Genomic DNA, 11,873 nt, shown 5'->3' with positions numbered 1-11,873 from the left:
CTAGTTCCCCTGCGCGTACTGCGCGATGCCGTGACCGAAGGACCAGTTTTCCTTTTCGACTTCGATCAGGTTGATGAACACGTCCTCGGGACGAAGGCCGGGATCCGCCTCGAGCTTCTCGACGATCCGTCTGAAGAGGGCCTTCTTCTGGTCGATGGTCCGTGTGTTGCTGACGGTGAGCTGGATGATGACGAGATCGTCGCTCCGCGGGATGTCGAGATAGTTCGCCCCGTAGAAGAAGTTGTCGCCCTCGTGCTCGCTGACGGTGACGAAGAGATCGTCCTCGGGAACGTTGAACGTTTCGCGCAGGGCGAGATAGACCCCGTCCGCCAGCGCCTTCCGATAGGCGGGCGTCTTGCCGTTGCGAAGCGAGATGCGGATGAGCGGCATGGAGCCTCCCTATCGCCGACAGAGAATGGCCGGGACAAGCCCGGCCATGACGTCTTTCAGACCAGCATGCCCATCGGGCTCTCGATGAGCTGCTTGAAGGCCGCCAGGAGTTCCGCCCCGAGCGCCCCGTCGACCACCCGGTGGTCGCAGGAGAGCGTCACGGTCATGGCCTGCACGACCGCCGGTGCGCCGTTCTTCACCACCACCCGCTGCTCGCCGGCGCCGACCGCAAGGATCGTGCCGTGGGGCGGGTTGATGACGGCCTGGAAGTCCTTGATGCCGTACATGCCGAGATTCGACACCGCGGTCGAGCCGCCGGTGTATTCCTCCGGCTTGAGGCGGCGGTTGCGGGCCCGGCCCGCCATGTCCTTCACCTCGGCCGAGATGGCCGTGAGGGTCTTCTGCTCGGCCCTGCGCACGACCGGGGTGAACAGGCCGCCCTCGATGGCGACCGCCACGCCCACGTCGGAGTGCTTCATCTTCAGGATGCGGTCCTCGGCCCAGACCGCGTTTGCGGCCGGCACGCGCTGGAGCGCGATGGCGAGCGCCTTGATGACGAAGTCGTTGACCGAGAGCTTGTAGGCGGGCTTGCCGTCCTTGTCCTTCCCGGCCGCGTTGTTGATCTGCTCGCGCAGCGCCATCAGGGCGTCGAGCTCGCAGTCGAGCGCCAGGTAGAAGTGCGGCACCGTCTGCTTCGACTCGACGAGGCGCTTGGCGATCGTCTTGCGCATGCCGTCGAGCGGCACCTCCTCGTAGGAGCCGGCCTCGAACATCGCCTTGACCTGGTCGGCGCCCATGCTCGGCGCGAGCTGCGGGGCCGCCGGCTTGGCCACCGGTGCCGGCGCAGCCGCAGCCGCCGCCGGAGCGGCGGCGGGCTTGGCGCCTCCGCCCTGGAGCGCGGCGCGGACGTCCTTCTCGACGATCCGGCCATGCGGTCCCGAACCCCGGACCGACCCGAGGTCGACGCCGGCTTCCTTCGCGATGCGCTTGGCGAGCGGAGAGGCGAAGACCCGGTTGCCGGTCTGCTGCCCTGCCCCGTTGGGCTTGGCCGCCTGCGCGGGGCCGGCCGGCGCCTGATCGACCCGGGCATAGGACATGTGAGCCGAGGCATCGCCAGGAATGGCATTGGCCTGCGGCTGAGGCGCCGCCGCGGGAGCGGCCGGAGCCGGGGCGGCTTCCGCCTTGGGCGCCGGAGCCGGAGCGGCGCCGCCCGCGGCGGGAGCCGTGACGCTCTTCGGGTCCTCGCCCTCGCCGGCGATCAGGGCGATGAGCTGGTTGACCGGAACATCGGCCGTGCCTTCCGGAACGACGATCTTGGCGAGGATGCCTTCGTCGACCGCTTCCACCTCCATGGTGGCCTTGTCGGTCTCGATCTCGGCGATCACGTCGCCGGATTTCACCGGGTCGCCTTCCTTCTTCAGCCACTTGGCAAGGTTGCCCTTTTCCATGGTGGGAGACAGGGCGGGCATCAGGATATTGATGGGCATGGCGTTGATGGATCCTGATCTGGAAAGGTTTAATTGATCGCCTGCGTCGAGCCCGGATCGCTCGGATCGTCGAGCTCGGCCTGGATGCCGGCCGTGATCTCGGCGAGAGCCTCCTCTTCGGAGAACTCGGTTTCCATGGCGTAGACGCGCGCGGCATGACGGGCGAGATCCACCAGGAGCACGCCCCAGGTAAACGGATCGTCGAAGGCGCGGCGCAGCGCGATGCTCACCGCCCCGTCGACGACCGAAGCCCTCAGGATCTCGACGCCCCCTTTTTCCAGGGCGTCGGGCGGAACGTTGAGAGCCTCGAATTTCCGTTCAGTCATTTCATCACCTGTAGCAAACGGCCTTCGCCGCCTGCACCACTTCCGCCACCGACGGGAGCGCGAGCTTCTCGAGGTTGGCCGCGTAGGGCATGGGCACGTCCTTGCCGGTCACGCGGATCACGGGGGCGTCGAGATAGTCGAACGCATTCTCCATGATGCGCATGGCGATCTCGGCGCCGACGCCCGATTGCGGATAGCCCTCTTCCACCGTGACGCAGCGGCCGGTCTTCATGACCGAGGCGACGATCGTGTCGGTGTCCATGGGGCGGATCGTGCGCAGGTCGATGACCTCGGCCTCGATGCCTTCCTTGGCCAGTTCCTCGGCAGCCTTCAGCGCGTAGGTCATGCCGATGGAGAAGGACACGATGGTCACGTCCTTGCCCTGACGGTGGATGCGCGCCTTGCCGATCGGGACCGTGAAGTCGTCGAGCTTCGGCACCGGGAAAGACTGGCCGTAGAGAATCTCGTTCTCCAGGAACACGACCGGGTTCGGATCGCGGATGGCGCTCTTGAGGAGGCCCTTCGCGTCCGAGGCCGAGTAAGGCGCCACGACCTTGAGGCCAGGAACCTGCGAATACCAGGCGGCGAAGTCCTGGCTGTGCTGGGCGGCCACGCGGGCGGCGGCCCCGTTGGGCCCGCGGAACACGATGGGGGCGCCGAGCTGGCCGCCGGACATGTAGAGGGTCTTGGCGGCCGAATTGATGATCTGGTCGATCGCCTGCATGGCGAAGTTGAAGGTCATGAACTCGACAACCGGGCGCAGGCCCGTGAAGGCGGCGCCGACGCCCACGCCGGCAAAGCCGTGCTCGGTGATCGGCGTGTCGATCACGCGCTTGGCGCCGAATTCCTGCAGAAGGCCCTGGGTGACCTTGTAGGCGCCCTGGTACTCGGCCACCTCTTCGCCCATGACGAACACCGTGTCGTCCTTGCGCATCTCTTCCGCCATGGCGTCGCGAAGCGCCTCGCGGACCGTCATGGAGACCATCTCGGTCCCTTCCGGGATCTCCGCCATGGCATCGTGCGCCGTGCGGGTCTGGATCACGTAGGGGGCCGCAGGCTCGCCCACCGGAGTCACGTCCGTACCCTGGATGGAATCCGGCGACGGGCGGTCGGCCATGCCTTCCCGCTCCATGTCGGGCGTCGGTGCCGGCTGGGACTCCGGCGCCGGAGCGGCCGGCGCCTTGGCCGACGCCGCCGCGGAGGAAACGTCCTCACCCTCGCCGGCCAGAATCGCGATGGGGGTGTTCACGGCCACGTTGTCCGTGCCGTCGGAGATGAGGATCTTGGCGAGGACGCCCTCGTCGATCGCCTCGACCTCCATGGTGGCCTTGTCGGTCTCGATCTCGGCCAGCACGTCGCCGGGCTTGACCTGATCGCCTTCCTTTTTCAGCCATTTGGCCAGTTTGCCCTGCTCCATGGTGGGCGAGAGGGCAGGCATGAGAATATCGATCGCCATTAAAAGACTCGTTTTGATTGTCGCAGCGGCGAGATTCGGGGGGAAGCGACGCCAACGCGTCGCTTAGAGGAGGATGTCCGTGTAGAGCTCGGACGGATCCGGCTCCGGATCGTGCGTGGCGAACTCGGCCGCCTCGTTGACGATCTCGCGCACCTTGCTGTCGATGGCCTTGAGCTCGTCTTCCGACAGCTTCCAGCTCTCCAGCAGGCGGCGGCGGACCTGCTCGATCGGGTCGTATTCCTCGCGCATGCGGGTCACCTCGTCCTTCGTGCGGTACTTCGCCGGATCGGACATGGAGTGGCCGCGGTAGCGGTAGGTCTGCATCTCGAGGATGTACGGACCCTTGCCGGTGCGCGCATGCTCGACGGCGCGCTGGCCGGCGGCGTAGACCGCGCGGACATCCATCCCGTCCACCTGCTCGCCCGGGATGCCGAAGGACAGGCCGCGCTTGGAGAAGTCCGTCTGGGCGGACGCACGCGTCACGGCCGTGCCCATGGCGTATCGGTTGTTCTCGATCACGTAGACGACAGGCAGCTTCCAGAGCGCCGCCATGTTGAAGCTCTCGTAGACCTGGCCCTGGTTGGCCGCGCCGTCGCCGAAATAGGTCAGGCAGACATTGCCGTTCTCGCGGTAATGGTTCGCGAACGCGATGCCCGTCCCGAGCGACACCTGCGCGCCCACGATGCCGTGGCCGCCGTAGAAATGCTTCTCCTTGGAGAACATGTGCATGGAGCCGCCCTTGCCCTTCGACAGGCCGCCGCGACGGCCCGTCAGCTCGGCCATGACGCCCTTCGCGTCCATGCCGCAGGCCAGCATGTGACCGTGATCGCGGTAACCCGTGATCACCTGGTCGCCCTCTCGCGTGGCCATCTGCATGCCGATGACGACGGCCTCCTGGCCGATATAGAGGTGGCAGAAGCCGCCGATCAGTCCCATGCCGTACATCTGGCCGGACTTTTCCTCGAAGCGGCGGATCAGCAGCATATCGTTATAAGCTGACAGATCCTGGTTCTTGTCGAATTGTGGGGAGTTGGGGGTGGCTCCGTTCTTGGAGCCTTTGCTGGGGGTAGTCTTGTTAGCCGCGCCTGCACCGGCACGGCCCGCCTTGCGGGCAGCAACAGCCATCGGGTCCTCCGAAGGGTTTCCTCGACGAAAGTTGTAGCGCAGTCGGAATCGGAAAGCGAGTAGGTCAAAAGGTGTTTTGCGGTGCACAATGAAACGCACAACCCATTGATTCGCTAAAGAAATTTTCGATCAACTGGATTTCAGTTAAGCAGAACTTTTAAGTTATTGTTAATTACGGTCCGGTGATGATCACCAGGTCGTTCTTGTGCACGCGGCCCAGCATGACGCGCGCCCGCTCCTCGAGCAGATCGCGGTCGATCTGATCGCTCCGGAGCAGCGCGATGCGGCGCTCCCACTCGGAGCGCTGGGTCTTTAAACCATCGAGTTCCGCGGAAAGTTCGGCGACCTGCGCCTCATACTTTTGTTGCGCCTCGATGCCGCGCGCGCCGCTATGGGCGTGATGGACGAAGTACGCCGCCACCCCGGCCGAGATGCTGTAGAGCACCAGCGGAATCAAGAATCGTCGTGCGCGTCTGCGGATCACCATGGAGACGAGTCATACACCGGCATGGTTAAGGAGGTGTTGACCAGGGGCAGTGCGCGCCCTTCCGAGCCCGGGTCGCCGCGCCGCCCCAGCCCGGGCTTCACCGCTCGGGACTGCAACGGGATCACGCAACCGCGGAGGCCCGTCCGCGCTCGAATGGGGCACGGACGGGTCGGTCAGAACACGAAGAAGTCGCTCGCCGACACCTTGAGCGGGTGCCCGGCCAGGGTAGCGAACTGGACGGCCTGCTTCGCCCCCGTGCCGTCCTTGTCGTAGAGCAGCGCGCCGGTATTCTTGTTGTAGATGATCCGGTCGCTGGCATCGTGGGCGGCCGCTCCCACATGGAATGCCCCCTTCGCGAGGGCGCCCTTCTTGATCGTGCTGAAGATTGACTTCGCCAGATGGATGGTGTCGTCCGTGAACGAGAAGTCGACGATCTTGTCCAGATTGCTCTTCTTGTTGGCCGGATTGGTCTTGCCGAGCTTCGAATCGAAAACGAAGACGTCCCGGCCCCCGCCCCCGGTGAGGATGTCGTTCCCGACCCCGCCGTTGAGGGTGTCGTTGCCGAGGCCGCCGCCGAGGCGATCCTTGCCCGCCCCGGCGACGATCCGGTCGTCCCCGCCGGTGCCGTCCGTGATCTCGGTTGAGATGTCCCGAACGGCGATCCTGAAGGTCTGGTCCGTGAACTGACCGGCCTTGTCGGTGGCGCGGACGGTGATGCTGTGCGCCGATGCCTGCTCGTAATCGAGCTTGACTCCATTGGCCACGACCACTTTCGTCCCCGAGGCGTCGAGCTTGAAGCGTCCGCCGGCGTCGTCGATCAGCGTGAAGGTCACCCTGTCGTCCGGATTGGCATCGAGGGCCGACAGGATCCCGACCTGCTCGCCGTTCGCGGCGAGTTCGTTCACGGCGGTTCCCGTGAAATTCACCTGGGTCGGCTTCTCGTCGGGGACAACCGTCACGGTGGCCTGCGTCGTGTTGCCGACGCTGTCTTCGAGGGTGATCTTGACCTCGCGGGCGGCGGCGGTCGGGCCGGTGCTCGTATAGGTCAGGGAGCGGATGAGCTCCTGAACCAGCGCGGGCGTCGCCTCCGTATAGAAGGAGATGGTCAGGCGGGAGCCCGTATCCGCAGCAACATAACCGATCTCCGTCCCGCTGACGGTGATGACGGTGGACTCCCGGGTGACCTTGCCGGTGGTGTCGAGTCCCACCCGGTCGAGCGCATTGGATCCGTTGACCACTTCGATGGTCAGCGCCCTCATGAACGGACTATCATCGGACAGAACGGCATTCCGCCCGTGGTCGAGGAGCACGGGTTTTTGTGGGACGACATAAAGGCGGTCGCCGTTGAGCCCCGAGATTTGAGGCGGCTCATCGGTATCCGTACCGGATCCGTCCTGAACGAACTTGAACCCCTGACGGTGCAGTTGCTCACGTTCCTCCGGGGTGAAGCTGTCACCCGTGAGAACGAGCTTGAGGCCAACGGAGTATCCGGACGTCTTCAGGGCGAGATCCTTATTGTCGAATGTTACGACACTGTTGCTGTCCAAGTCGAACAGCATGTATTCGATGTTGGTGATGGCCTTGCCCGAGAGATTGATCGAGCCGCCCGTGACGACGATGCCGTCGTTCTCCAGATCCTCATCGGGACCTATTCCGCCATCGATTGATGAGATGCCGGACAGTTGCTGCGCCGTGAGCGTGATGCTGTCGTCGCCGGTGCGACCTACGACGGAGTCGATGTTCTTCAATTCAGCGAACAATCTGAAATCGAAATATTGCCCGGCGCCGGCGAGCTGCAGCGTATCAGCGCCGCCGCCGCCGTCGAGGGAATCGCCGACGTCGAGGGCATTCGCGGAGAGTGCAAAGGTCTCGTCCGCCGCCGTGCCTGTCACGGCCTCGACACCCTTCTCGAGGAACACGACCGAAGCGGGGGCCACGCGGATCGTCGTGTCGGCGACATAGGTGTCGGCGTCGGAGTTTATCGTGATGAAGATGGTGCGCTCGAAGATCGTCGAGGCGGTGGAGGTACTGGTGTAGGTCAGGGCGTGGAGGAGTTCTTCGACCTGGACCGAGGTGGTACCGGGCTGGAACTCGACGATCATGCCGATCTCGTCCAGGGTCGAAACCGTCCCGATGGACGTTCCGTCGTAGAGTATTTCGACGTCCTGTTCGAATACCCCTGACAGCGTGATGTGAGCACCGCTCGTATCGATCCCGAGTTGCTCGGTCGTCTCACGGACTGAGCCGAAATCGACGAAGAGGCTATCCAGAGGGTTGCTGGCACCTATCGTTGCATCCCTGTTCCTGTCGATGAATGCGACCTGCTGCACGGTCGTCTGAACCAAATCGCCGTCGAGATTCTCAATCGTAGTAGCCGCGAGCGGCTGAGGAACGGGTGAAGGCATGAATTTCCTCGCTGGTGTCGTGTTCATGGCTCAGGCCGGAACGTGCGCCCGAAAGCACTGCAGCACACTAACAATTATGTTAAAACATTACAACTCATGGGTTCGGTTTCGCGAGCGGAGCCTTAATGAGAAAGGGGGCCTTTCGGCCCCCTCTCCTTTTCTGCATTCCTGCGACGTTTCGTTTGGACGAGCTTGGTTACCGCAGCGCCTTCAGGGCCGCCCGGCCGGCATAGCGCGCCTGGGGACCGAGCTCTTCCTCGATGCGGATGAGCTGGTTGTACTTGGCGGTCCGGTCCGAGCGGGCGAGCGAGCCGGTCTTGATCTGCCCGCAATTGGTCGCGACCGCGAGGTCCGCGATGGTGGAATCCTCCGTCTCGCCGGAGCGGTGGGACATGACCGCCGTGTAGCCGGCCCGGTGGGCCATGTCGACGGCGGCAAGCGTCTCGGTGAGCGAGCCGATCTGGTTCACCTTCACCAGGAGCGAGTTGGCGACGCCCCGCTCGAGGCCCTCGGACAGACGCTCCACGTTGGTCACGAACAGGTCGTCGCCGACGAGCTGGCACTTGGACCCGATCAGGTCGGTCACGGCCTTCCAGCCCTCCCAGTCGTCCTCGGACATGCCGTCCTCGATGGTGGCGATCGGATAGGCGGACACGAGCTTGGCCAGGTACTCGGCCTGCTGCTGCGGGTTCAGCTTCTGGCCGGTTCCTTCGTAATGGTAGGCGCCGTCCTTGAAGAACTCGGTGGCCGCGCAGTCGAGACCGAGCACGATGTCCTGGCCGGGCTTGTAGCCGGCCTGCTCGACGGACTTCATGATGAAGTCTAGGGCGGCCTCCGCCGAGGGAAGGTTCGGGGCGAAGCCGCCCTCGTCGCCCACATTGGTGTTGTGGCCGGCATCCTTGAGGGCCTTCTTCAGGGTGTGGAACACCTCGGATCCCATGCGCACGGCTTCCGCCAGGGTCGGGGCACCGACCGGCATGATCATGAATTCCTGGAAGTCGATCGGGTTGTCGGCATGGGCGCCGCCGTTGATGATGTTCATCATCGGAACCGGCAGGACGCGGGCCTGCGTGCCGCCCACATAGCGGTAAAGCGGGAGTGCCGCGGCATCGGCCGCCGCCTTGGCCACGGCCAGCGACACGCCCAGGATGGCGTTGGCGCCCAGGCGGCCCTTGTTCGGGGTGCCGTCGAGCTCGATCATGGTCTCGTCGATGGCGACCTGCTCCTCCGCGTCCATGCCCCCGATGGCGTCGAGAATCTCGTTGTTGACCGCGTCGACGGCCCTGAGCACGCCCTTGCCGAGATAGACCGACTTGTCGCCGTCGCGCAGCTCCACCGCCTCGTGGGCCCCCGTGGAGGCGCCCGAGGGCACGGCGGCCCGGCCCATGGAGCCGTCTTCGAGGGTCACATCCACCTCGACCGTGGGATTGCCCCGGCTGTCGAGGATCTGGCGGGCGAAAACGTCGATAATGGCGGTCATGGGGCAGGCTCCTGCGGGCTGAAGTGCGGCCGGCGCCGCCCGGATGACGGGTGCGGCCTCAAGTCATGAATTGGCTTATTGACCGAAATGCCCATGTGAGCAAGGACGGCAAGAGCTTTCCCCTTATCAATCCAAGGTCAATTCCCGATGACGGAAACCAGTCTCAAGCTCGGCCACGCCAGCGCCCAGCCGCAATCCCCCGAGGAGGCGCAGCTCGACCGGGTGCCCAACCCGCATCCCGACAGCGATTATCTCGCCCGCTTCACCGTGCCGGAATTCACCTCCCTGTGCCCCGTCACGGGACAGCCGGATTTCGCCATCCTGGTGATCGACTACGTGCCCGGTCCGTGGCTGGTCGAATCCAAGTCGCTCAAGCTCTACATGCACAGCTTCCGCAATCACGGCGCCTTCCATGAGGATTGCACGGTGGCTATCGGCAAGCGCCTCGCCGACCTGCTGGAGCCCCGTTACCTGCGTATCGGCGGCTATTGGTACCCGCGCGGCGGCATTCCCATCGACGTGTTCTGGCAGACCGGCGAGCTGCCGAAGAACCTCTGGCTGCCCGATCAGGGCGTGGCGCCCTACCGGGCCCGCTGAGCGGCGGGCCGGGTCAGGAGGGCTGACGCGGTCACGCCGACCCCGACGATGATCAGGGCGGCGATGCCCGTCGCCCCGGCCAGCCCGATACTGCGCAGGCCGACCCCCATCACGACGACGCCGAGCGCCTGACCGCAGAAGAACGAGAAGGCGTGGAGAGCGACCGCCGAGGCGCGCGCTCCCGGAGCCACTTCGGTCACCTGGGCCTGGAAGGTGTTGTGAAGCATGTAGAAGCCGAGGCCCATGAGCAGCAGGCCGATGGCATCGAGCTTCCAGTCGCCGCCGAGGCCCAGGACAACGAGGGCGGCCCCGGCGAAGAAGCCTCCGCCCAGGAGGATCCTGCCGATGCCGAGCCGCCTCAGCATCCAGCTCACGAGGGCGGAATAGATCAGGCCGCCGACCGCAAATCCGCCGATGGCGAAACCGGCCTCCGCGGCCCCGCCCCCGCCCCGCTCCTCGAGCAGCGGCGCCACATAGGGAAAGATCCCGAAAATCGCGATGGCCTCGACGAAGACGAGGCTGAAGAGAGTGAGCGCCCGCGGGTTGGACAGGATGTCCCGATAGCGCAGGAGCGCGCTCTCGAGATCGAATTTCCCGCCCGGCAACGCCCCCCGGAAGCCGATCACGGTGGCGGCGAAGGCCAGGGCCACCAGGCCGGTCGAGAGGGTGAACACCCCGCGCCAGCCGATCAGCTCCGCCAGGAGCCCGGCAAAGGACGAGCCGGCCAGCTGCCCGATGATCACGGCGACCAGGTAGCGGCTCAGGGCGACCTGGCGCTTGGCCATGTCGACCCGGTCGCCGATCAGCGCGATGGAAAGCGGCACCGCCCCGCCGGCCGCCGCGCCCGCGACGATGCGCAGCGTGAAGAGCGTCGCCGCGTTCGGGGCGAGGACCGAGCAGGCCAAAGCCAGGAAGAGAAGCGCCAGCGCCACCTTCATGACGCGTTCCTTGCCCAGGGCATCGCCGATCGGGCCCAGGACCGGCTGGATGAAGGCGTAAGGCAGCGCGAAGGCGGCGGACAGGAGCGCGATCGTCTGCGGGGCGGAGTTCAGGTCGCGGGCGATGATCCCGACCATGGGCTCGACGGCCCGGCCCGAGAAGGTGCTCGCGAAGCCGCTGGTGGCGAGGATCAGGATCAGGTTGCGGGAGGACATGGAATCCCAATGAAAAAGGCCGTGAACGGAGCTCACGCTCCTTATCACGGCCTCGTCGCGGCACGAGGATCAGGAACGCAGACCTGACCTCCTGAAAAGTCATGGAAAGGTCAGGCCGCCCTGCCCTTCGCCAACGCGTCGAAGGCCTTCAGCTGCGCCAGCAAGCCTTCGAGCTCTTTCAGCGGAACCATGTTGGGCCCGTCCGACGGAGCCTTGTCCGGGTCCTGGTGGGTTTCGATGAAGACGCCGGCCACGCCGACCGCGACGGCCGCTCGGGCGAGCACCGGCACGTATTCCCGCTGGCCGCCCGACGTCGTGCCCTTGCCGCCCGGCTGCTGCACCGAGTGGGTGGCATCGAAGATCACCGGGGCGCCCGTCTCGGCCATGATCGGCAGAGAGCGCATGTCGGACACCAGGGTGTTGTAGCCGAAGGAGGCCCCGCGCTCGGTCAGCATCACGTTGGGGTTTCCGGCTCCCGTCACCTTGGCGGCCACGTTCGCCATGTCCCAGGGCGCCAGGAACTGGCCTTTCTTCACGTTGACCACGCGCCCGGTCCTGGCCGCGGCGATCAGCAGATCGGTCTGGCGGCAGAGGAAGGCGGGGATCTGCAGGATGTCGACCACCTCGCCGACGGGGGCGCATTGGTCGTTCTCGTGCACGTCGGTGATCACCGGCAGGCCGTATCTCTCCTTCACCTCGGCGAAGATCGACAGCGCCTTGTCGAGGCCGATGCCGCGCGCGCTGGAGATCGAGGTCCGGTTGGCCTTGTCGAAGGACGACTTGTAGACCAGGCCCAGACCGAGCCTTCCGGCGATCTCCTTGAGCGCGGCCGCCATTTCGAGCGCGTGGTCGCGGCTCTCCATGGCGCAGGGGCCGGCGATGATGCTGACGGGCAGGTGGTTGCCGAAGCGGACGGAGCCGGCCTCGACGACGGTGGGGTGCTGTTTCGGATCGGTCATGCGCCGT

The 11,873-nt window shown here is 65.4% G+C and carries 11 protein-coding genes; 1 reads left to right on the top strand and 10 read right to left on the bottom strand.

Annotation, left to right across the window (positions count from 1 at the left end):
• The 8 genes from NF876_RS11650 to eno all read right to left on the bottom strand — a co-directional run bounded on the left by NF876_RS11650 (window position 1) and on the right by eno (window position 9,156).
• Window positions 1-390, bottom strand: coding sequence for a tautomerase family protein (locus NF876_RS11650; RefSeq protein WP_262268961.1), 390 nt, complete (start codon window positions 388-390; stop codon window positions 1-3).
• A gap of 56 nt (window positions 391-446) precedes the next feature.
• Window positions 447-1,877, bottom strand: a complete 1,431-nt coding sequence (locus NF876_RS11645) for a pyruvate dehydrogenase complex dihydrolipoamide acetyltransferase (protein ID WP_262268960.1) — start codon at window positions 1,875-1,877, stop codon at window positions 447-449.
• A gap of 29 nt (window positions 1,878-1,906) precedes the next feature.
• Window positions 1,907-2,203, bottom strand: a complete 297-nt coding sequence (locus tag NF876_RS11640; protein WP_009491179.1) for a DUF5076 domain-containing protein — start codon at window positions 2,201-2,203, stop codon at window positions 1,907-1,909.
• A gap of 4 nt (window positions 2,204-2,207) precedes the next feature.
• Window positions 2,208-3,659, bottom strand: coding sequence for a pyruvate dehydrogenase complex E1 component subunit beta (locus NF876_RS11635; RefSeq protein ID WP_262268959.1), 1,452 nt, complete (start codon window positions 3,657-3,659; stop codon window positions 2,208-2,210).
• A gap of 63 nt (window positions 3,660-3,722) precedes the next feature.
• Entirely contained in the window at window positions 3,723-4,784 is a 1,062-nt protein-coding gene (gene pdhA, locus NF876_RS11630) for a pyruvate dehydrogenase (acetyl-transferring) E1 component subunit alpha (protein ID WP_262268958.1), read from the bottom strand.
• A gap of 172 nt (window positions 4,785-4,956) precedes the next feature.
• Window positions 4,957-5,271: an FtsB family cell division protein gene (locus NF876_RS11625; RefSeq protein ID WP_173950535.1), complete on the bottom strand. Its 315-nt coding sequence runs from the start codon at window positions 5,269-5,271 to the stop codon at window positions 4,957-4,959.
• Between the two features lie 173 nt (window positions 5,272-5,444).
• Complete coding sequence (locus NF876_RS11620; protein ID WP_262268957.1) at window positions 5,445-7,676, bottom strand: cadherin domain-containing protein; 2,232 nt, start codon at window positions 7,674-7,676, stop codon at window positions 5,445-5,447.
• 196 nt (window positions 7,677-7,872) lie between these two features.
• The gene (gene eno / locus NF876_RS11615; RefSeq protein WP_262268956.1) at window positions 7,873-9,156 is read right to left on the bottom strand and encodes a phosphopyruvate hydratase; all 1,284 of its coding nucleotides are present in this window, start codon (window positions 9,154-9,156) and stop codon (window positions 7,873-7,875) included.
• Between the two features lie 147 nt (window positions 9,157-9,303).
• On the opposite strand from eno, the gene queF reads away from it, so the two are divergent.
• Window positions 9,304-9,753, top strand: coding sequence for a preQ(1) synthase (gene queF / locus NF876_RS11610; RefSeq protein ID WP_262268955.1), 450 nt, complete (start codon window positions 9,304-9,306; stop codon window positions 9,751-9,753).
• On the opposite strand, the gene NF876_RS11605 is transcribed toward queF, so the two are convergent.
• Complete coding sequence (locus NF876_RS11605) at window positions 9,738-10,907, bottom strand: MFS transporter (protein ID WP_262268954.1); 1,170 nt, start codon at window positions 10,905-10,907, stop codon at window positions 9,738-9,740. The two genes, queF and NF876_RS11605, sit on opposite strands and share 16 nt — an antisense overlap.
• 110 nt (window positions 10,908-11,017) lie before the next feature.
• Window positions 11,018-11,866, bottom strand: a complete 849-nt coding sequence (gene kdsA / locus NF876_RS11600; RefSeq protein ID WP_262268953.1) for a 3-deoxy-8-phosphooctulonate synthase — start codon at window positions 11,864-11,866, stop codon at window positions 11,018-11,020.
• Window positions 11,867-11,873 lie beyond the last annotated feature (7 nt).

It is taken from the genome of Microvirga yunnanensis (assembly GCF_025460875.1).
The sequence above is the reverse complement of the archived record's forward strand: the minus strand, read 5'-3'. Positions and strand labels throughout refer to the sequence as shown.

Excerpts from the sequence above, each read along its gene's own strand:
- NF876_RS11650 (WP_262268961.1), bottom strand. The coding sequence starts at position 390 with ATGCCGCTCATCCGCATCTCGCTTCGCAACGGCAAGACGCCCGCCTAT.
- NF876_RS11645 (WP_262268960.1), bottom strand. The coding sequence starts at position 1,877 with ATGCCCATCAATATCCTGATGCCCGCCCTGTCTCCCACCATGGAAAAG.
- NF876_RS11640 (WP_009491179.1), bottom strand. The coding sequence starts at position 2,203 with ATGACTGAACGGAAATTCGAGGCTCTCAACGTTCCGCCCGACGCCCTG.
- NF876_RS11635 (WP_262268959.1), bottom strand. The coding sequence starts at position 3,659 with ATGGCGATCGATATTCTCATGCCTGCCCTCTCGCCCACCATGGAGCAG.
- pdhA (WP_262268958.1), bottom strand. The coding sequence starts at position 4,784 with ATGGCTGTTGCTGCCCGCAAGGCGGGCCGTGCCGGTGCAGGCGCGGCT.
- NF876_RS11625 (WP_173950535.1), bottom strand. The coding sequence starts at position 5,271 with ATGGTGATCCGCAGACGCGCACGACGATTCTTGATTCCGCTGGTGCTC.
- NF876_RS11620 (WP_262268957.1), bottom strand. The coding sequence starts at position 7,676 with ATGCCTTCACCCGTTCCTCAGCCGCTCGCGGCTACTACGATTGAGAAT.
- eno (WP_262268956.1), bottom strand. The coding sequence starts at position 9,156 with ATGACCGCCATTATCGACGTTTTCGCCCGCCAGATCCTCGACAGCCGG.
- queF (WP_262268955.1), top strand. The coding sequence starts at position 9,304 with ATGACGGAAACCAGTCTCAAGCTCGGCCACGCCAGCGCCCAGCCGCAA.
- NF876_RS11605 (WP_262268954.1), bottom strand. The coding sequence starts at position 10,907 with ATGTCCTCCCGCAACCTGATCCTGATCCTCGCCACCAGCGGCTTCGCG.
- kdsA (WP_262268953.1), bottom strand. The coding sequence starts at position 11,866 with ATGACCGATCCGAAACAGCACCCCACCGTCGTCGAGGCCGGCTCCGTC.